This is a genomic window from Hanstruepera sp. CR43, from assembly GCF_055227665.1.
In genome coordinates this window covers 2,535,807-2,555,799 of the sequence record NZ_CP200078.1, presented here as the reverse complement: position 1 = coordinate 2,555,799, position 19,993 = coordinate 2,535,807, and the positions used below count along the sequence as shown (strand labels likewise).

19 protein-coding genes are annotated in these 19,993 nt (G+C 35.0%); 9 read left to right on the top strand and 10 right to left on the bottom strand.

Annotated features, from left to right (window positions below):
• Positions 1 to 11: 11 nt before the first annotated feature.
• The 3 genes from ACKXGU_RS11670 to radC are packed head-to-tail and all read right to left on the bottom strand — an operon-like array spanning position 12 to position 2,691.
• Complete coding sequence (locus ACKXGU_RS11670) at positions 12 to 701, bottom strand: YjjG family noncanonical pyrimidine nucleotidase (RefSeq protein WP_463465487.1); 690 nt, start codon at positions 699 to 701, stop codon at positions 12 to 14.
• A complete protein-coding gene (locus tag ACKXGU_RS11665) occupies positions 691 to 1,992 on the bottom strand; it encodes a polysaccharide deacetylase family protein (RefSeq protein WP_463465486.1) in 1,302 nt (433 codons plus the stop codon). The genes ACKXGU_RS11670 and ACKXGU_RS11665 overlap by 11 nt, the downstream gene beginning before the upstream one ends.
• Complete coding sequence (gene radC, locus ACKXGU_RS11660; RefSeq protein WP_463465485.1) at positions 1,993 to 2,691, bottom strand: RadC family protein; 699 nt, start codon at positions 2,689 to 2,691, stop codon at positions 1,993 to 1,995.
• A 64-nt stretch (positions 2,692 to 2,755) separates the two neighbouring features.
• Here radC and ACKXGU_RS11655 point away from each other — a divergent pair, with 64 nt between their 5' ends.
• The 7 genes from ACKXGU_RS11655 (at position 2,756) to ACKXGU_RS11625 (ending at position 10,413) form a co-directional block, all read left to right on the top strand.
• A complete protein-coding gene (locus ACKXGU_RS11655) occupies positions 2,756 to 3,205 on the top strand; it encodes a DUF1569 domain-containing protein (protein WP_463465484.1) in 450 nt (149 codons plus the stop codon).
• On the top strand, positions 3,205 to 3,798 hold the full coding sequence (locus ACKXGU_RS11650; RefSeq protein WP_463465483.1) for an FMN-binding negative transcriptional regulator: 594 nt from the start codon (positions 3,205 to 3,207) through the stop codon (positions 3,796 to 3,798). Before ACKXGU_RS11655 ends, ACKXGU_RS11650 begins: the two co-directional genes overlap by 1 nt.
• 96 nt (positions 3,799 to 3,894) lie before the next feature.
• The gene (locus ACKXGU_RS11645; RefSeq protein WP_463465482.1) at positions 3,895 to 4,536 is read left to right on the top strand and encodes a hypothetical protein; all 642 of its coding nucleotides are present in this window, start codon (positions 3,895 to 3,897) and stop codon (positions 4,534 to 4,536) included.
• A 355-nt stretch (positions 4,537 to 4,891) separates the two neighbouring features.
• Positions 4,892 to 5,401 (top strand): VOC family protein, encoded by a 510-nt coding sequence (locus ACKXGU_RS11640; RefSeq protein ID WP_463465481.1) that lies wholly within the window; start codon positions 4,892 to 4,894, stop codon positions 5,399 to 5,401.
• Positions 5,402 to 5,437: 36 nt separating this feature from the next.
• The gene (locus ACKXGU_RS11635) at positions 5,438 to 7,897 is read left to right on the top strand and encodes a mechanosensitive ion channel family protein (protein ID WP_463465480.1); all 2,460 of its coding nucleotides are present in this window, start codon (positions 5,438 to 5,440) and stop codon (positions 7,895 to 7,897) included.
• Positions 7,898 to 8,060: 163 nt separating this feature from the next.
• The gene (locus ACKXGU_RS11630) at positions 8,061 to 9,083 is read left to right on the top strand and encodes a purple acid phosphatase family protein (RefSeq protein ID WP_463465479.1); all 1,023 of its coding nucleotides are present in this window, start codon (positions 8,061 to 8,063) and stop codon (positions 9,081 to 9,083) included.
• Positions 8,998 to 10,413 carry a T9SS type A sorting domain-containing protein gene (locus tag ACKXGU_RS11625; protein WP_463465478.1) on the top strand — a complete coding sequence of 472 codons (1,416 nt, stop codon included), beginning with the start codon at positions 8,998 to 9,000 and terminating at the stop codon, positions 10,411 to 10,413. Before ACKXGU_RS11630 ends, ACKXGU_RS11625 begins: the two co-directional genes overlap by 86 nt.
• Positions 10,414 to 10,477: 64 nt before the next feature.
• On the opposite strand, the gene ACKXGU_RS11620 is transcribed toward ACKXGU_RS11625, so the two are convergent.
• A complete protein-coding gene (locus ACKXGU_RS11620; protein WP_463465477.1) occupies positions 10,478 to 11,245 on the bottom strand; it encodes a hypothetical protein in 768 nt (255 codons plus the stop codon).
• A gap of 188 nt (positions 11,246 to 11,433) precedes the next feature.
• Between ACKXGU_RS11620 and ACKXGU_RS11615 the strand changes: the two genes are divergently transcribed.
• On the top strand, positions 11,434 to 11,991 hold the full coding sequence (locus ACKXGU_RS11615; RefSeq protein ID WP_463465476.1) for a hypothetical protein: 558 nt from the start codon (positions 11,434 to 11,436) through the stop codon (positions 11,989 to 11,991).
• 101 nt (positions 11,992 to 12,092) lie between these two features.
• The gene (locus ACKXGU_RS11610) at positions 12,093 to 12,878 is read left to right on the top strand and encodes a hypothetical protein (protein WP_463465475.1); all 786 of its coding nucleotides are present in this window, start codon (positions 12,093 to 12,095) and stop codon (positions 12,876 to 12,878) included.
• 135 nt (positions 12,879 to 13,013) lie between these two features.
• Here ACKXGU_RS11610 and ACKXGU_RS11605 read toward each other — a convergent pair whose 3' ends face one another.
• The 6 genes from ACKXGU_RS11605 to ACKXGU_RS11580 form a co-directional block, all read right to left on the bottom strand.
• Positions 13,014 to 14,369, bottom strand: coding sequence for a UDP-N-acetylmuramate--L-alanine ligase (locus ACKXGU_RS11605; protein ID WP_463465474.1), 1,356 nt, complete (start codon positions 14,367 to 14,369; stop codon positions 13,014 to 13,016).
• Between the two features lie 77 nt (positions 14,370 to 14,446).
• Complete coding sequence (locus ACKXGU_RS11600; protein WP_463465473.1) at positions 14,447 to 15,400, bottom strand: tetratricopeptide repeat protein; 954 nt, start codon at positions 15,398 to 15,400, stop codon at positions 14,447 to 14,449.
• Positions 15,401 to 15,662: 262 nt separating this feature from the next.
• Positions 15,663 to 16,385, bottom strand: coding sequence for an SDR family oxidoreductase (locus ACKXGU_RS11595; protein WP_463465472.1), 723 nt, complete (start codon positions 16,383 to 16,385; stop codon positions 15,663 to 15,665).
• A gap of 3 nt (positions 16,386 to 16,388) precedes the next feature.
• Entirely contained in the window at positions 16,389 to 16,949 is a 561-nt protein-coding gene (locus ACKXGU_RS11590) for a DinB family protein (RefSeq protein WP_463465471.1), read from the bottom strand.
• Positions 16,950 to 17,029: 80 nt separating this feature from the next.
• Complete coding sequence (locus ACKXGU_RS11585; protein WP_463465470.1) at positions 17,030 to 19,324, bottom strand: DUF7619 domain-containing protein; 2,295 nt, start codon at positions 19,322 to 19,324, stop codon at positions 17,030 to 17,032.
• 152 nt (positions 19,325 to 19,476) lie between these two features.
• On the bottom strand, positions 19,477 to 19,980 hold the full coding sequence (locus ACKXGU_RS11580) for a DUF4136 domain-containing protein (protein WP_463465469.1): 504 nt from the start codon (positions 19,978 to 19,980) through the stop codon (positions 19,477 to 19,479).
• Positions 19,981 to 19,993: the final 13 nt, after the last annotated feature.

Below are 19,993 nucleotides of genomic sequence, written 5' to 3'. Positions count from 1 at the left end.
TACGCTTTGGATTACAAAATCGATTTTAATTCTAACAAATTTGATACCTGCTTGACATTTTCAGCAACCTTTGTTCCATGAATATTGAAGCAAATGGCGTCCAATCCAACATTCAAAGAACCCATAACGTCGGCTTCCAGGTTATCACCAATCATCAGACTGTTTTTTGCCTCGACACCTGCCAAACCCAAAGCATGATGGAAAATGGTGGGATTAGGCTTTTTGACACCAACCATTTCTGAAGTAGTGACCGTTTTAAAGTAAGATGCAATTTTGGATTTATCCAATTTACCGTGTTGTACTTCATGGAATCCATTGGTGATAATATGTAAACTATATTTCGGTTTTAAATAATTTAAAATTTCAAATGCCCCCTCAAGTAAAAAATTGTTTTCAGGTAAATAGTTAATATAATCTTCAGACAATAAATTAATAACCTCATCGGAAACAGACGTGGAAATTCTATCAAAACTATTTTTTAAACGACCATAGCGCAATGAAGGCTTGTCAATCTTATCTTCACGATACAGTTTCCAATATTCCAGATTAATAGGTTCATAAACCTCCAAAAATTCAGGAAGGTCAACACGAATATTATGAATTCGAAAAATTTTCTCAAAAGTCAAAGCCGAATTCCTATCAAAATCCCAAAGTGTATGATCCAAATCAAAAAATATATCGGTAATACTATTAATTCCCATCAGCAGATTCCAAAATAACATTAAACAATTCCTTAAACCCTTTCCACCGTTCTATTTCACTAAATGTATAATTATGAAAAACAGGAACAAACTCCCCTTCAACGGCCTGAACTTGCTTGATAATTTTTAGTAATGTTTCCTTTTTGTCCAATAATGAATTATGTTTCAACAAAGTATAATCCAAAGCATGATAGGAATTAATTTTCAATGGTGTTTGAATTTCAAAATCCAAGTCATAAAAGAAAAATGGTGTACAGGTTCCCGCGCGAAACCCAACATGGTTTACATAACCCATGGTATAATCTTCAGAGATTTCCAAATCGACCAGGTTTCTATAGGAAGTTGGCAAATTAAGTTTCGAAAACGACTGTCTTGAAGCCACTAATGTGGTATTTAAAATACCTTCCATCCTATTCTTTTCTTTTTTGAGCACTTGAATATCATCTAATGCAAAAAACGAGGCCTTTAATCCCACAGAACAATAATCTGCTATATGTTTTATAAGCGACACATATTGTTTTTTTTGCGCATTAATTCCTTTGTCATATGTTGAATAATCCCCTATTAAAAAGAAAAACAAAAATTTAAAGGGTGATTGTTTCTGTCTATTTAAAATATATTTAAACGTATCATCTGGATCATGCTTTAAGCCAAATAAAACCAAGTATCTATTATAAAGTCGTTTAAACTTTAAGCCTGATATATCTTTAACCGTTCCACCAAAATTCCGCATAAATCCCTTTAATTTAAAACTATAGGGAGATGGGACATCTATTATGGGTTTAACCGAATACTGACGCACCGGAAAAACAAAATCTGGAAACCGATCTGAAAGAATCTGTTTAAACTTATAAGCCCATATGTCAACGATGGGTTCTTGTAAAAAATTATTTTTAAATGCCAAGCTTTCTTCAGCCGTGTAGCGTCCATATTCATCTTTAACATGCGGCAAATACTCTTCATACCTGCTCAACAGATAAAATGTTGCTGAAAATAAATCGTAGGGTATTTCTCCTCGATCATTGGTCATAAAAAAGCATTTCACACCCTCCCAATCATGAACCTGAATATCCAAATCCGAAAGGCCTTGCTCATAAATCAGTTCATGACTTCTAACAAATATTTCATTCCCCAAAGGTTGTTTGGTATACGACATTTTCAAACTATCATGGGCAATAAATTCTTCAATAACCGTAGTAAATGAAACCGGTATTCCTAAAATTCTGGTGAAAATATGTTTAAAAGCATATTTTAAACGTGGCGAGATTTTATGCGTATAAACTAGAATCATTTAAAGTAAATTTTCATCGGCAAAACTATAGTAAGCCTCTTCTGTTATTATTAAATGATCGAGTGTTTTGATATCAAGGCTATTGCTAGCATTTTTTAATTTTTGGGTAATCTGTTTATCAGCTTCACTAGGTTTTAAAGTACCTGATGGATGGTTGTGCACCAAAATGATACCCGTAGCACCCAATTCCAGAGCCATCTTTAAAACCAATCTAACATCAACCAGTGTTCCAGTAATGCCGCCTTTACTTAATTGCTGTTTTTGAATGACTTTATTGGAATTGTTCAGATAAATAATCCAGAATTCTTCGTGCGGTAATTCGCCTATAATAGGCTGCATCAATTCAAACACTGAAATGCTGGAAGAAATTTTCTTCTTTTCCAAAGCTTCTTCGCCTCTACGTCTTCTACCCAATTCCATAGCCGCAGCAATGGTTATCGCTTTGGCCTCACCAATGCCCTTAAACGCCATCAATTGTTTTAAAGACAGCTTGCCTAGCTCATTCAAGTTGTTATCAACAGAAGCCAAAATGCGTTTGCACAAGTCCACAGCACTTTCATTTTTAGTACCAGAACCAATTAAAATAGCAACCAGCTCGGCATCACTCAAGGCCGCTTTGCCTTTGTCGCGGAGTTTCTCCCTAGGCTGATCATCTTGTGACCAATTTTTTATGGAAAATGAAGCAGGTTTTTCAGTCATTTAGTAAATATAAATATTGTAACTTTCAGAAGCAATTTTTAATATACATCCTTATACTAAACATATGAAATCTCTGTTTTCCGAAGACGCTGTAGCTGAAATTAATTCCAGAATAGACAAACTCTCCCAAGAACAAACTCCCAAATGGGGCGAAATGAACGTCTCTCAAATGTTGAAACACTGCCAATTTCCATTGGAAGTTGCTTTAGGGAAATTACAATTAAAAAAAACAAATTTTATAAAGCGTTCCATATTTTCATTATTTAAATCGTCGCTTTACAACGATAAGCCTTGGCAAAAAAGTCTGCCAACTTCGAAGGAGTTTGTAGTGTCCAATGATTTTGATTTCAGTACTGAAAAAACGAAACTCCTTAACGATATTCAGGACTTTTACGCCAAAAAAGATCAAACCGAATGGCCACCACATCCTATGTTTGGATATTTTTCACATGATCATTGGGGACAAATGCAATATAAACACCTAGATCATCATTTAACGCAATTTGGTGTGTAATGACCTATCCACCACCACACCATCAAGACAACCACAGGGAACACCTGGTTGAAGTAATCAAAACCTATCCATTGGCAACGGTTATTTCAGTAAAGGACCAAGAACCACTCATAACACACTTACCATTAATATTGAATAATGATGGTAAACTTATTGGACATATTGATATTTACAATCCGCAAACACCACTTCTAAAAAACAACAATAATGTAACACTCATTTTCTCTGGACCACAGTGTTATATTTCGCCAACGGTATACACAACCACCCAGCTACCAACCTGGAACTACATTAAAGTACATTTAAAAGGGACCGTAAAAGCCATTGAAAGCAAGGAGGCTCTTAAGCAGTCTTTGATTACCATGACAGCATTTTTGGAAGCCCCAGACCATAAGTACGTATTGGAACCCAATAACCCCAGATTGGAAGCTAATTTGGACTATATCAAGATGTTTGAAATAACCATTACGGATTGGGAAGGTAAATTTAAACTCTCTCAAGACAAGAAAACGGCTGACACCCAAAACGCTAAAACCGAATTGATTCAAAAAAACCAAGAAAGTATTAAAGCATTTTTGGACAAGGTGTTTTGATTTGGCTTTATCAAATAAATACCCGTACTTCGTTATCGATGGATATAAAACACTTAAACGACTTCATATCCAAAACGTTGTTAGAAATTACTATTTATGATAATATTATTAGTCATTCTTCTGTTCTTTGTTTCCATAATTGTTCTTTGGGCATATTGGATATGGAAAAATAGAGATTCCAAATCGAAAGGAACTATTATCATTAATATAATCCTTTTCTTTGCGACTTTTCTATTTATTGGATATAAAACTCAAATTATACCGGGATCAAAAAAGGTTAGTGATCTGTTTTATGTAAAAGACATTACAGGTAAAACATTTTGGGTCAAAGAAGTTTATAATATGGATTCACCAAGAGCATTTAATGGTGATGGTCACTCAATACATTTCTTGTCGTTTAGCGAAAGTATAGCAAACGAATTTATCAAACCAGATTCTTTATTTTTTCAACAATATCCTAAATCATCAAGAGATCAATGGGAAAAAGTAAAATGGAAAAAAACACCTTATGATAGTCTAGAAAATAATTTTGTGAATTTTGCTGTACGGGTGAATAGTAGATTTGACGAATCAAATCAGGACGAAAGAGTGCAATTGATTCGAAGTATATTAAAAGAACATGGGAATTATTATGCATATAGTTATAATATGCATTCTGAAGAATTGGTTGGTGATATCGATTTTTACATTTTATCTCCCAAAAGGAGGCTCCTAGTTTGTATTAATCATAACACTTAATAACTACTCATGACAAAGTACCGTAGTAAAACACCAACCTTTCTCTCATTCCGTTCTGCCTAAAGATAGCTAAGTTTGATGCTGAATCCATTTTGAGACCCTGAATCAAGTTCTGGGTGGCAAAACTATTCTAAATAAAATACTTTCACTTATTGCACAGCTTAAGAATCCAAGCGTCTTTCTATAGCTGGAATTGGGTTGTTGATTACTTTTAATATACGTCAAAACACACTGTTCATTATAAGCATACTCTTTCTGCATAATTTGATTTTATTAAAAAAATACCCGAACTTCGTTTACAAATGGTATGATTGTGATACATCATAACATTTTAACCAACCAAAACTTTAGCATTATGAAATCATATGTATTTACCCGTAGATTGGTTTTATTAATAGTTCTGTTTTCATTAGCTGTTTTTTCTACAAATGCGCAGAATGTCAAACCATCAAAAGCTGCCACAGATTCCATAACGACCAAATTCAATCTAACCTTGCAACACACCACCTTGGTTGTCAGCGATTTTAAGGTGAGTAAAAAGTTCTATACCGAAATACTGGGCTTGCGAAACCTCAATGCCGACTGGCTACCAAAAAACCAGATGTTCCTATCCTTGGGCAACAATTTGGAATTGCATGTTGGTGAAGTTGCGGGTGTGGCAATCAATCCCAGCAGTTTTAACCATTTTGCCCTATCAACCAATGATCTAGATGGTTATTTGGCTTATTTAAAATCCCAAGGCGTGGAATATTCCAGTTTGGGTGGTGCCAAAAAATATGACGTTCAAAAAAGGCCTGATGGTGTCAGGCAAACCTTTATCCAAGATCCGGATGGATATTGGATAGAAATCAATGATGCCAACTGACCACTATTTATGTTTCACCATTAACGTTACGTAAACATGATAACACAATTAAGGCCAATATTGAAAACTACCATAACCGTTTGTTGTTTTCTTTTGAGTTCGAGCCTGTTCTCACAAAACCCGTCAACCGAGAGTACCACGGACTCCACACAGGTAGTCATGCCAACGGCCATTCCTACTATAAATGTCATTCAAAAAATTAGCGAGGCCATTGACGAACTTAAAATCATTGAAAAGAAAACAGCTATTTCAGGCGATATTAAACGAATAGATTCCCTGTTTTCAATATTCCAAAGCAGTTTTGAAGAACAAAAAACCTATACCGAAAATTTTATTAAAGCCAACCCTAACAAACAAAAAATAAACAACCTACATTCCAAATGGTTCAACAACAAAACCAAATTACAAAATTGGCTTTCTATCATAAACATTCAGGAAGAACGTAACTCTAGATTGTATGAGCAGGTTGCTTTCAATGAAAAAACATGGGAACTTACCTATGAAAACACCACCAATGAGGAAGCCCCCGAAGAACTGTTGACTAGTATCAAGGATATTTGGGACAGAACCAAAGCGGTACAGACCAATATCATTAATGAAAACAATGAATTCCTGAAGCTCGAGTCAAAAATCAATTCGCAAGTAGGCGAAATAGATAATGTCATGGGCTCTTTGTTGGAATTGAAAAACTCTGAAGTTTATGATTTGTTCAATTTACGGCACGAACCCCTATGGCAAACGCCCTTTAAAAACGTTCCAAAAAACAACATCGATAAAGCCGAGTCGATTACCGCCAATATTACTGATTCTGTCAATTACCTTAAAAACAGCATAAACCATATAGTTACTTTTATTATTTTCTCCCTGGTTTTGGTATGGCTCGTGCTTTACTTAAAGAAAGGGTTCCTAAAATACGAAATAGACAACGCCAACATCAATATTCAGACTGCCAAAAGCGTCATTGTAGAACATACGTTAGCCTGCATCTTATTTTTAGCCCTACTTTTTGGTGAGTTCTTTTTTACCGATTCACCCGAGTTGTTAGGCAATATTATTACTCTATCCATTTTGTTTTTTGGAGGTGAAATTATCAAACCGAGTATTCATCCAAAATTCAAGAAGATTGTTTATGTCATTATGGTCTTCTATATCATTGATGCCGCCAAAACATTTATATGGTTCAACTCGTCTTTGTACAGAATTTATCTGCTATTGGAGGCGGCCTTGGTCGTTGCTGCTTTATTTTACTTTACCCACCCTTATTTACAAACACGTAAACTCCCTCTAAATAAGTTAAGTATCGTTATCGTGAGGCTTACACCCCTATTGTATTTCTTGAGTATTGTCTCAATTGTTTCAAATATTTTAGGCTACACAAATTTAACCGATATTACCTTGGATATATGCACGCAAAGTGGTGTGATATCTGTGATTTTCTTCTGTATTTTACTTATAACAGAAGGCATCGCCATGGGATTAATCCATAGGCACTATGGCGTTAAATCTACAGTCGATTTATCAAAAAAAATAGCTGTAGAGGACAAGTTATTACATGCCATCAAAGTCACGGTTTTCATACTTTGGTTTATTTTCTTTTTGGGAATGATAGACCAGTTGCGTCCTTTGGTAGAATATTTAAGGGATGTTTTAACCGAACCTTATAAGGTAGGTGATCTAAACTTTACACTAGGAGCCATTGTTTCATTTATACTCATATTATCGTGTTCCTATATCATAACGCGTTTTGTAGCCTTTATCATTAACGATGGCGAAGGTGTTTTAAGGTTTTTAAAACTCCCAAAAGGTGTTCCGGCCGCTATTTCATTGGTTATCAGATATTTTGTAATTGCATTTGGTTTTGTATTGGCATTGTCATCCTTGGGAATCGAATTGAGCAAATTCAACCTGATGGCAGGAGCGCTGGGTGTTGGTATTGGTTTTGGATTGCAAACCGTGGTATCCAATTTTATATCCGGATTGATATTGGTTTTTGAAAGGCCCATACTACCTGGCGACACTGTTGAAGTGAATAACCTCCTGGGCATTGTGAGCCGAATTGGTATACGTTCATCCAGTATCAGAACCTTTGATGGTGCCGAAGTTATTGTACCCAATAATAACCTCATAGCCAATGACCTTATTAACTGGACACTTTCTGATAGTATCAAGCGGGTTGAGATTCCCATAGGGACCACTTATGATGCCGACCCCAACAGGATTATAGAAATCCTTAATGACATTGCCAATAATTATCCAAGTGTGTTAAAAACACCGCCGCCACAAGCACTGTTTACCGAATTTGGTGACAGCTCCCTAAACTTCACGTTGCGTTTTTGGGTATCTTATGAAATTGGCTTGCAAGCCAAAAGCGATGTTTCCATTTCCATCTATAATAAATTCAAGGAACTGGGTATTGAGATACCTTTCCCACAACGGGATGTGCACATTAAAGAACTACCAAAGTCTGAAAAGGGAACGGATAATTTGATTAACTAAAAAATGTTACCTGTTTCTCATGCCCATTCATAATAATCGTCAAACTTTTTTGTGAGAACGAAAAGGTATTAAGACCACTTTGAATAGCATTTTCTAATAGCTTAAAATTTACACAAATTTTGTACATTACTCATCTTATATATCCTAACCAACACCTTAAAAAATGTTTGCAGTAAAGAGATTTTTCCTGGTAGTAATTCTTATATGCACTAGCTCTGTAATTCAATCCCAAAACATTATTGTCGAGCCATATTTACAGAATGGAAGCTCAACCAGTATGCTTATTATGTGGGAAACCGATGGTACTAATGACGGTTTTGTAGATTGGGGAACAGATGCTTTTTCTTTAGACAATACAGTTACCAGCACCTCCATTGCAAATGACGGCAGCAATAGAATTCATACGGCTATATTATCCGGGTTAACTGAAAACACTAAATATTACTATAAGGTTAGAACTGGTACTGGTGTCATTTCTTCGCTTTACACCTTCAACACACATCCAACCAAAATTTCAGAGAGTAATATCAATCTTGTCGCCATGTCGGATATGCAACGAGATGGTTCCAACCCTAATGTCTTTGAAACTATAGTTGATAGTGGCATTATACCTATTGCTGTATCCAATTATACCAACGGTATAGATGATTTAGAAGCTATATTGATTCCTGGTGATTTGGTTGCAACCGGTAGTTATAATTCGTGGCGAAACGACTTTTTTAGACCTGCAGATAATATTTCTCCCTTTGTACCCATATATCCAGTACCGGGGAACCACGAATACTACGGTTCTGGCGTATCATTATTTTTAAATTACTTTAATTTACCTCTAAATGGTTCAGCATCCAATCCTGAAGAATGGTGGTATAAAGATATTTCCAATACGCGAATTATTGGTTTGAATTCCAACAGCCCAGCGGTCGATTTAACAACACAGCAAACATGGTTACAACAGGTTTTAGATGAAGCAGGAACCGATGATACCATAGATTTTGTTTTTGTACAATTGCACCATCCCTTTAAATCAGAACTTTGGACACCAGGTGAATTAGATTTTACCGGAGAAATCATTACGCTTTTGGAAACCTTTTCAACAACTTATGGGAAACCGTCCATTCATTTTTTTGGCCATACCCATGCCTATTCCAGAGGTCAGTTCTCGAGACCACAATCATCTTTGGGTTAATGTGGCCACTGCTGGTGGTGCCATAGATAATTGGGGAGAATTTCCAAATGCCGATTATGAAGAGTTTACTTTAAGTGAAGATGAATATGGTTTTGTAATGCTCGAAGTTGAAGCAGGATCAGACCCTAAATTTGTATTAAAGCGATATTCGCAAGGCGATCAAAACACGTTTGAAAACAATACCTTGAGCGACGAAATAACCATAAAACGGTTTGATACAGCACCTGATACGCCAATTGGCATATCACCCAGTGGAAGCACCTCTATAAGCTGTGTGAATTTGAAAGCTTCAGATTTTGTAAACAGCTCCAATTCCCACCAAGCTACCCATTGGCAAATAGTTGAAGGCTGTGATTTTAATGATTCTTCCGTAATTGATATATGGAAACAATCAGAAAACTGGTACAATGAAGTCAACACGCAACTAAATGACGATCTCACCGATGAAGAAATATTTTCTCTATCGGCTAATGCTAACTATTGTTGGCGTGTTCGCTATAGAAACGAAAATCTTACTTGGAGTGATTGGTCTACTCCCTTGAGTTTTTCTACTACCGAGCCCAATTACATTACAGCCAATCTGTTATTAAATAGTGATGCCGAATCCGGAACTTCCAATTGGATAGGCGATATTGAGTCACTTACCAGCAACGAATGTAACTCTGTTCCAACCTATGAGGGTTCGCGCTTTTTTGCTGTAGGTGGTGTTTGTGCCAATGAGCAAGATACAGGAATCGCATTTCAAAACATTGATGTTAGTAGTTTTGCATCACAAATAGATGCACAAAACTACCTTGTTGAATATTCCGGCTATTTAAGATCGTATGCCAACAACAATGATTTACCTGAATTATTTGTGGAGTTTTTAAACGAAAACGACATAAGTATCAGTACAACAACCTCTGTATCAAATGCCACACCAAATTGGACTTTAAAGAGCAGTAATGCCATTATACCTGTAGGAACCCGTACCCTAAAAGTTACCTTACGGGGCAATAGATTGGCTGGTAGTGATAATGATAGTTATTATGATGCTTTAAGTTTAAGATTATTGGAACCCAACTGCCCTACTTTGGGAATGAGTCATTATGAAAGTCTGCAAAAGCCTATTAAAATATATCCCAACCCTGTTGAAAATCAACTTTTCTACATCTCAAATACGCAATTTGATACTATTCAAATTATGGATATGCAAGGAAAAACTGTTGTGAAAACAAAATTCGCTGCTAACCGAAATTATATTGACACATCAAAGCTGTCCAAAGGATTTTATATTATTAATTTTTCTAAAAATGGCGATAACAGAAGCTTAAAGTTCTTTAAAAATTAACCCATAAAGCCCCATATTAAAAAGCATTCATGCTTTTTTGGACAAGGTATTTGATTCTAGATAATCACCCACCAGAAATAACGGCATCCGGAATTTCATAGCGTTCGTCACCAATGTGAATGATGTAAAGATCGTAACCCTGCTTGGATGATTTAAACTCCAGGTTTTCAGAATCTGCTTTATCGTATCCCGTGGCTTTACCCATTTCAAAATAAATAGTTCGTGTATTTCCGTCAGGTTTGGTAACTGTTACTTGAGCTGTCCCATTACCCACTCGCACCACACCAAAATCACAATTACCGGCTGATTGTCCACTGCCTATCTGACATGTAATCTTACCGGTTGCATGGTAATTGGTTCCAGCTACTTTAGCATCATGAGCTACCTGATTCAAGGCACTCACTATCATTTCCAATCTAAAATTGGCCTTTTCATTTCTTCGGGCAGCACTTCGCATGAGGTAAACGCGAATAGTATAATTGCCGCTTTTTTGCAACACACCTTCGTACATGTTGTCATTTATGGAACCATTAAAAATAGCTACTGCATCTTCATTTGGTTCCATAACGTTAAAGTAATTGGCCGTATTATCGGTTGCCATACTCACATTAATGGATTGCCCTTTACTAACGTTCAACACATAATCTATAATTTCATAGCCCGTAATACTGGCTTCTATGGTAGCACTGGTGCTACCTTTTTTAAAATGCACCTGCTCCTTTTTAATATCCTGAGCCCATACTCCGTTAAATGACCATAAACCCAACCCCATGGTTAAGAAGAAGACTTTAACGATTTTGGAAAATCTTCCTGATGTATTTAATTGTTTCATTGGTTTATAGATAAAAGTTACGTATTTAAATTTACAAAAAAAGTAAGTGTATTTATCCACAACAAGAAACTAACTTTACAACACTTTTAGGGACGATTCTCGAAGGAAAGTAGGATAAGCTATATAATTACAAGTAAAAACCCACATAAATTGTAAGAATTTTAACTATTTTTAGTGGGATAAACATCATGGATAATAAACACAATTGTGTTTATTCCATTGTTGGCAACCTTATGAGAAATCTACAAATTATAGGATTTATAATACTAACTTCAATATTAGGGTCTTGCAAATCTGAACCAATTAAACCATTTGAATTGTCAGTGGCCGATTATAATTACTCTCTTGCCTATTCAGTACTCTACAAATTAACAGACAAAAAGCTGACAATAACTTTTCGTGGAGAATTAGAAAATGAAAAAGACATTATACTTTACACATCGACAGACTTACCAAAAAAGGAAATGAGGAAATTGTCAAAAATAAATTTAGATAGTTTAGGAGTTTTTTATTCCAATCCCTGTATATCTGATGGAGATATAAAAGTTTACCGATTTACCAAAAATGGAAAAACAAAACAAATTCAGATTCAAAATTACTACCAAAAAGATTTAAGCCCATCGATAGAATTGATAAACAAAATAGTCCCTGAAAAATTTAAAATGTATTATGACAAAGATGGCCTAATTAAATCGCTTGAAAAGTGCGGAGAAAGTCAAATCAAAATGACTTGGGATGAAATATAAATACGTTTACCAACAACATGTAAGTGTAATAGCTGCAATGCTTTATTATAACCAACAACCAAACCATGATAAAGTTTTTTAGAAAGATTAGATTCAATCTTATGGAACAAAACAAGACTGGAAAATATTTAAAATATGCCATTGGCGAAATTATTCTTGTTGTACTAGGAATACTCATTGCTCTACAAATTAATAATGCGAATGAAAATTGGAAACGAGAAAAATTAAAACAAGGGCTTTTGATAGAACTAAAGGCAAAAATCATGGCTGATACTGTTGCCCTAACCCGTGAAAAAGCAAGATTAAAATCTGCTTATTTAAATGCCGAACTATTACAGCGGGTCGTAAAAGAAGATTTACCATATACAGAAGCATTAGACTCATCTTTAGCGTTAATTTCAAGGGTACAAAGCACAAGAGCTGACTATTTGGTATATGATAGACTTTTGAACATAGGTATAGAAATATTGGATGATAAAGACTTTATCAATGAAGTTATCCATTATTATGAAGACTCAAAAACTTTAGAAGACCGAGGAGATCTTGCTGAAAAGCTGTTAGAAGAGAAAATTTATCCCAATTACTTCACGAGCTATAGAGGAAGACAAGCTGTACCGGATGATTTTGAAAAGCTAAAAAAATCTAACGAATTTAAAATAGCACTTGATTATTCAAGAAGCACTTCAAACCACTTAATAAAAAGATCTATACATCGAAAAAATCTAGCAACCGAAATTCTTAAAATTTTAGACACTAAAATTACATCTGATAAGAATTTACTGGATAAAGAACCCTATTTAAGAAACCTTCAAAAGGATTCCATTGATATTACTAATGAAATGGAAAAATTGGATATTGAATTGGAAAAATGGAAAAATGATAATTAACGAAGTACAACACCAACTATAAGTAATTGCCAGTTCGTTTGTTTGGAGACCATATCAAGTTCACTAATCTTAACACACGGATTACTTTGGTCGCACTTCCATATATTGACCAAACGACTTGTCATGATGACACGACTAGTCAATCAACCTTTTCACAGTATCAAAATCCAATCCTCCATAATTACCAGAACTCATGAGCAATAAGGCTTTATTGTTAAAATCTTGGGAAAACAGGTAGTTTTTAAAATCGCCTGGGTTGGTATAAATAATGAGGTCATCACGTTCAAAGGCATCAGCTATTTGTTGGTGGGTAACTTCTTCCAGCTTTTTAATTTCAACTGCGTGAGGTGAATAAAATACTACAGCTACATCGGCAGCATCTAAAGCACCTTTATATTCCTTTAAAAATTCGGCATTTAAGCTACTGTAAGTGTGTAATTCCAAAGAGGCTACCAAGGTTCTATCAGGAAATTGTTCTTTTAAGGCTTTGGTGGTTGCCGCCACTTTACTGGGCGAATGGGCAAAATCTTTATAAGCCACACTGGTTTTACTTTCGGCAATTTTTTCCAGACGTTTACTGGCACCTCTAAAAGTCGCAATGGCTTCATAAAAATCGTCTTCATCTATGCCCATGTGTTGACAAATCCATTTGGCACCTGCCAGATTGTTCAGATTGTGTTTACCAAATACTTCAATGGGCAGAGGCCCTTCGGGAGTTTCCAATAAGGTTTCGCCGTTATCAACCGTGTATTCGGGTGTGTAATATGGTAACTTCCGAATGGTGTTTTCAGAAGCTTCTACCACTCTAGCCACTTCAGGATCTTCGGCATTGTAAGTGATACTACCTCCACGTACAATACTATCTACAAAAATGCTAAACTGCTCCACATAATTCTCATAAGTTGGAAACACATTAATATGATCCCAGGCAATACCGCTTAACAAAGCAATATTAGGTTTATACAAATGAAATTTTGGTCGTCTGTCAATAGGTGAACTCAAATACTCATCGCCTTCCAGAACCATAAAATCATTGTCTTCGGTGAGTTTTACCATCACATCAAAACCTTCTAATTGGGCGCCAACCATATAATCCACATCGCGATTATGATAATGCATCACGTGCAAAATCATGGATGTAATAGTGGTCTTTCCATGGCTGCCACCAATAACGACTCGGGTTTTATCTTTGGACTGCTCGTATAAAAACTCGGGATAGCTGTAAATTTTTAGTCCTAACTCCTGGGCTTTCAACAACTCCGGATTATCCGCTTTGGCATGCATACCCAAAACAATGGCGTCTAAACAATCATTGATTTTTTCAGGAAACCACCCAAACTGTTCGGGCAACAAGCCTTTGGATTCCAAACGAGATTTGGAAGGATCAAAAATAGTATCGTCACTGCCAGTTACGTGATATCCTTTATTATGCAATGCAATGGCCAAATTATGCATAGCAGCGCCTCCAATAGCTATAAAATGTACGTTCATAGAATGATTTTGTAGAATTCAAATATAAGGATTGCGATTGGAAGTGTGAAGTGGCTAGCCCGAAGTTTTTTAGGCAATTACAGTTTTAAAATATGGCTTCTTTCTTCCCTGAATACTTTAATTTTTGGAAGCTGTGTAATGGCTTGGTCAATATGAGTGAGCGCCAAGTCTTTGTTGTTTTGATGCTTATAGATCTGCGCCAATCGGTAATGTGCCCATGCTTTGGGAACACCATCTTCAGCAGAGTGATTCTTGAGGTAGATTTGCAAACAGGCTTCGCCTTTATCCAATTGCACGTTATATTCTGCGGCTACCTTTCCTATTTGGTAGTGCAATGCATTTCGGTGGTGTTTTTTCTGGGATGCCTCCATATTTTGAATGGCATGTTCAGGCTGCTGTTGCTTTTCATAAAAAGCCGTTAGCTTTTCATAACAGGTTAAAGAACCTCCCGTTTCTATCGCCATCTTATAGTATTTTTCGGCTAATTCGGGTTCGTCATCATATTCATAAATATAGCCTTTAGCCAAATAGCCATCTACTTTTGAAATAGCTTCAAGCTCATTGGCGTATTGCAACGATTTACTGACACTACCACCAATAATTCCCGGTAATTGCACATAATACTCCACCAAAGCCCAACGCGCATTAATATGGTTTTTATCTAAAGTAATGGCCTTTAAAAAGGCTTCTTCCACATCATCAATCATAAATAAGGCGGTCACTTTATTAACTTCCAGAGCCTTCATACCCATGGCTCCACCATATTTATAGTGGAATTCCGCATTATCGGGACTTAATCTCACTAGTTTTTCATACTGTTCAATGGCGTCATCCCACTTTTCCTGATAGGCATAAACATCTCCTAGTAATTCTATACTTTTTGGGTCATTTGGGTTTTCCAGCAGGTGGTCTTCTATAATGACTTCGGCTTGCTCGTATTTTTTCTTGTCGAGTAAGAATTCTGTTTCCTGAACCACATTCTGTGAATTTAGGGTGAAAGGAATTAATAATAGGAAACAAAGCTTTTGCATAACATTGAAAACGTCGGTTTTACAAAGATAACCTTTCTATCTCACTCAAAAAATAGCCAACTTCCCTAAACCAAAATATAAAATATCTTGCTGGTGTTTACATGTTTGAATATGGCTTATGCGTTAATAATGCTGGCAAAATGAGCGATGGCATTACAACGATTCAAAGTATGTATGCACCAGAATTCAGCAGTCATAGTGAAGGTGTTAGAATATCGGTTATCAATTAAACAAAAAAGGCTTCAAAATTTGAAGCTTTATTTTAATTACTTGGTGGTGTCGTTGGACGCACCTCAATTTTACTTGGTAGTGTTCTTGGATGCATTTTTAATAAATCAACAACCAGTTCACCAATATCTTCACTCTGTATTTTCCAGGCATCACTGTCACTAGGTTCATGACCATTAAAATATGTAGACACAGAACCTGGCATTATAGTACTCACTTTAATACCGTATTTCCTTAAATCTAGCATGACTGCTTGCGTAAATCCGGTAACTCCAAACTTACTCGCATTGTAAGCTGACCCATTTGCAAAGAAATTTGTGCCTGCCAAACTTGAAATAGTGATATAATAACCTTTAGAAGCTTTTAGAGCATCTACACTCGCTTTTATAGTATAAAAAGCCCCTGTTAAATTGGTATCTATGGTTTCTTGCCATTGATCACTAGTTAAGTCTTCAATGCTCGCAAAATGTCCTATGCCAGCATTGGCAACCACAACATCTAAAGACCCGAAACTTTGTAAAACTTGGTTCACTGCATTTTTTTGGCTTTCTAAATTGCGAACATCTGCTTGTAAACCAATCGCTTTTGCTTCGGTATTGTTTTTGGCGTTTAATAAGTCTGCAGCTTCACTTGCAGCCGCACTACTCCGACTTGTAATGGCCACATGAATACCCTGTTGAAGTAAACTTTGTGCGACACCAAATCCAATGCCTTTACTTCCTCCTGTTACTAATGCTACTTTATTTTTTAAATTCATTATCTAATTATTTGGCAACCGTTTTTTCAATAATAAAATCTGACCTAAATGACTGGATTGATGCTCCATAACATGGTACCAGCCCCAATGGTTATTCATGTTACCACTCGCATTTAGCTTTGCTAACCAAGCATCATCCTTTTCTTTCATAAGCTGCATGGTCTTATTTCTAACTTCAGTATAGGCATCCAAATAATATTGCACATCATGCCCTTGGTATTTCTCACGAGCCTCGTCACCAAGACTCAAAGCCGTTCCCCATTGCTCTTCCTCTTCTTTATTAAATTCTCTCCCTTCAAAGGTATAGACTTGATAAAAAGCTTCAGTAGCTGCCAAATGCATAATTAAGGAACCTATTCTGTTTGCTTTATCATCCATTAAATAATCCAATTCTTCTACTGATAAATCTTTTACTGTACGTTCAACACGATTTTTCATATCGTTAAGCATGGACACCAAGGTGCCAACTTGAGGTGAGTAATCGTCCATGGGACCAATCGTGTTTTGAGCTTTTACGGACACAGTCATAATAAGTATGACCAATAATTTGGCGAGTGTTTTCATAGTTTATGGTTTTTAAGATGTCATCAAGTTAACAAACAAAATTTTACATATAAAACTAATTAACAACGTCTTAACGAAAGCTAATCCTTAACAATCTTATAAGTCGCTGTCTGTTCTCCAATCACAATCTTAACTAAATATATACCTGATTTAAAATTGGCAAGGTCAACAACCGTTGATAAGGTATTAGTCTTAAAACCAGATATCTGTTGACCCAAAAGATTGAAAATGTTTAAAGAAGATATCTCATTATTTGCTTCAACATGCAATGTATTGGTTGTTGGGTTTGGGTAAAGAGATATATTATTTGTCAATTCAAATTCTTCAGTACTTAAAGCAGCTACAGTTGTTATTTCGTCATTAGTTACAATAGGAAAGTTATAGTCAAAATAAATTTCTGCATCATTTGATAAAGAGTCTCCAATAACCAAAGAATTCAATGTCTTTAATTTAAACAATACGTAACCATCGTTATTAGCATCATCAAAAGGTAAGTCGATACCTTCAAAAATAAACTCAATAACATTATCATTTATTACTCTTGTCAAAAAGTCATGGCTACCAGATAAAGGGATTAATGTAGACACATCATACTTGGTTAAATCTAATTCGTCTTTTACAACAATATTTACAGCATTAGCTGTTCCTGTATTTTCAAAACGAATTAAATAATGTAAATAATCACCCACTTTTTCGGGTGTAATAGTTGCCCCTTCTAAACAAGTTTTATCATTAGGGTCATAAGAATTGACGACTGTTTCTTTTAATTGAAAATTGTTATCATTACTCGTTTCATCAATATCTTTAGGATAAATATCTGCTACAAAACCAACTTCATCTCCCGCATTCAAAGGTGGTATATCCATTGGCGTATTCATACTTAAGGTGATTAAAATTTCTCTGTTTTCAAAAGGATGAAGGTCGGTATAATTCCAACTTAATATATTGTTCTCTAAAGTATCATGCCCTGGTGTTGATGTAACAAAAGACATTGTTTCTTCAGGCTCATTGAAATCAAAATATACAGTTCCTGAAAGTGTTGTATTGCCTTTGTTTTTATAAATAACCTTATAATCTGTATCAAACCCTGGCCGTGGAGATTGCATTGGAATGATAAAAATTTCTAAATCATTATGAATCCCGTTTGGAGTCACACAAAAATCTTGATTAAATAAACTTGAATCATTTGGAAATTCGACAATAACACTAGGAGGTGTAATTATAAAATAATCTAAATTTTCTGATTGAGGCACTATAGTATGCGAGCCTTCTTGAACAGGGAAAAAATATTCACCTGATGTATTTGAAATAATTGTTCCTGCAGATGTTCCATTTGTAATACTAAAATTAATATTATACGCATTAATATCATTATTGTCGCACCCATTAGAATTATAATCATACAAACTCTGACCCTGTATCGCATAGAACTCTCCACCAGGAACAAAAGAACAGTATGAATTTACTACAACAGTCTCATCATAACCATGATAATCCAATAAAAATAAAATATCTTCTAATTCAAATAAATCTATACATAAGAACTGTAAATTTGGATTATCAGAAAACTCAAAACCACTTAAATCACTACCATTCTTTAATAATATGTATATAAGTTGATTATTATTACAACTTAAGTTGTTTAAATTATATAATGAGCTTACATCTAAACTAGTAAGTTGATTATTGTCGCACGTTATATATCTGAGATTATTTGATGAACTGAAATCTAAATCAGTTAATTGATTATCATCACACATAAAAAATTCAAGATTAATTAGTGAACTTAAATCTATTGAAGTTAAATTATTATTCTTGCAATATAAACTCTGAAGGCTAGTTAATGAACTTACATCTAAAGTGGTTAAATTATTATTGTTACAATATAATCTTTCTAGATTGGTTAACGAGCTAATATCTAAATTGATTAGATTATTATCATGGCAATATAATGTTTCAAGGTTGGTTAACGAACTAACATCCAAATCGGTTATATTATTTGAGGTACAACCTAATTCAATCAAATTTGTTAATGAATTAACATCTAATGAGGTTAATTCATTTTCATGACAATGTAATTCTAATAGATTTGATAGTGTGCTGAGGCTTAATTCAGTAATATTGTTACGCCCACAATTTAAATACTCAAGATTAACAAACGATTCAATGCCTTGTAAAGAAACAATGTTCTTATCAAAAAGTGATAAATATAAAACTGAACTAGCTTCTGTAAACTGAATTTCTCCATCCATATTTATATCAACCCCTACTTCAATTAGAGCGTTTTTAAAATTAGCATCAGGAATATTAACTATTTGTGCATTTATGGAGAAAGCTGTAAAAAATATTACAAATAAAAGGTAATAATGTTTCATAATATAAACGTTTAATATTATGTAGGTGAGTCTAAGATAGCATATTTCATGCACTAATTAAATTAAACTATAAACGTAAAGATTTATCAGCTAGCTATTAAACTACAGATATCTTTAAGCTTAACACTTTACTGCTAAAGAACAAAGGTTATTTACTTTGGAGGAAACCCTGCAAGCACTTTATCGATAACCTCTTTAAATTGGGCTTCTCGAGCTTCTGGGGTGTTTTCTGGCATATAAGGTTCATTACTAACTGCTTGCCAAATTAATTGCTGGGTTTTGCCATCAACAAAATCAAAAATGATTTGTCGAGACATATTTCCTTGACCAACTGGAATACCGACAGAGACACCACCTCCACCTGAACCTACACCCACTCCTACAGAAGAACTTTGAGCTGATTGGTAAGAAGTACTTTTAATATCGATTATAAAATCTGGTTCTTCAGAAAGTGTATAACCTTTGGCTTGCAATGCTTGATCCAATGAACTGAAAAATCGTTTAGAATCCAGTTCACTTAAACCTGTTTGCATATCGTCAAAATAGTGATAGGTTTTATATTGATTGAAATTGGTTTCTTTTTGGTAATCGTAATTAACGGTCACACCACATGACAACATTAAAAGTACTGCAAATAGGACAAAAAGCTTTTTCATTTTTATTTTAAAG

What these genes read in the sequence shown, in the direction of transcription:
- ACKXGU_RS11670 (WP_463465487.1), bottom strand. Translation starts at nt 701, where the DNA reads ATGGGAATTAATAGTATTACCGATATATTTTTTGATTTGGATCATACA.
- ACKXGU_RS11665 (WP_463465486.1), bottom strand. Translation starts at nt 1,992, where the DNA reads ATGATTCTAGTTTATACGCATAAAATCTCGCCACGTTTAAAATATGCT.
- radC (WP_463465485.1), bottom strand. Translation starts at nt 2,691, where the DNA reads ATGACTGAAAAACCTGCTTCATTTTCCATAAAAAATTGGTCACAAGAT.
- ACKXGU_RS11655 (WP_463465484.1), top strand. Translation starts at nt 2,756, where the DNA reads ATGAAATCTCTGTTTTCCGAAGACGCTGTAGCTGAAATTAATTCCAGA.
- ACKXGU_RS11650 (WP_463465483.1), top strand. Translation starts at nt 3,205, where the DNA reads ATGACCTATCCACCACCACACCATCAAGACAACCACAGGGAACACCTG.
- ACKXGU_RS11645 (WP_463465482.1), top strand. Translation starts at nt 3,895, where the DNA reads ATGATAATATTATTAGTCATTCTTCTGTTCTTTGTTTCCATAATTGTT.
- ACKXGU_RS11640 (WP_463465481.1), top strand. Translation starts at nt 4,892, where the DNA reads ATGAAATCATATGTATTTACCCGTAGATTGGTTTTATTAATAGTTCTG.
- ACKXGU_RS11635 (WP_463465480.1), top strand. Translation starts at nt 5,438, where the DNA reads ATGATAACACAATTAAGGCCAATATTGAAAACTACCATAACCGTTTGT.
- ACKXGU_RS11630 (WP_463465479.1), top strand. Translation starts at nt 8,061, where the DNA reads ATGTTTGCAGTAAAGAGATTTTTCCTGGTAGTAATTCTTATATGCACT.
- ACKXGU_RS11625 (WP_463465478.1), top strand. Translation starts at nt 8,998, where the DNA reads ATGGGAAACCGTCCATTCATTTTTTTGGCCATACCCATGCCTATTCCA.
- ACKXGU_RS11620 (WP_463465477.1), bottom strand. Translation starts at nt 11,245, where the DNA reads ATGAAACAATTAAATACATCAGGAAGATTTTCCAAAATCGTTAAAGTC.
- ACKXGU_RS11615 (WP_463465476.1), top strand. Translation starts at nt 11,434, where the DNA reads ATGGATAATAAACACAATTGTGTTTATTCCATTGTTGGCAACCTTATG.
- ACKXGU_RS11610 (WP_463465475.1), top strand. Translation starts at nt 12,093, where the DNA reads ATGGAACAAAACAAGACTGGAAAATATTTAAAATATGCCATTGGCGAA.
- ACKXGU_RS11605 (WP_463465474.1), bottom strand. Translation starts at nt 14,369, where the DNA reads ATGAACGTACATTTTATAGCTATTGGAGGCGCTGCTATGCATAATTTG.
- ACKXGU_RS11600 (WP_463465473.1), bottom strand. Translation starts at nt 15,400, where the DNA reads ATGCAAAAGCTTTGTTTCCTATTATTAATTCCTTTCACCCTAAATTCA.
- ACKXGU_RS11595 (WP_463465472.1), bottom strand. Translation starts at nt 16,385, where the DNA reads ATGAATTTAAAAAATAAAGTAGCATTAGTAACAGGAGGAAGTAAAGGC.
- ACKXGU_RS11590 (WP_463465471.1), bottom strand. Translation starts at nt 16,949, where the DNA reads ATGAAAACACTCGCCAAATTATTGGTCATACTTATTATGACTGTGTCC.
- ACKXGU_RS11585 (WP_463465470.1), bottom strand. Translation starts at nt 19,324, where the DNA reads ATGAAACATTATTACCTTTTATTTGTAATATTTTTTACAGCTTTCTCC.
- ACKXGU_RS11580 (WP_463465469.1), bottom strand. Translation starts at nt 19,980, where the DNA reads ATGAAAAAGCTTTTTGTCCTATTTGCAGTACTTTTAATGTTGTCATGT.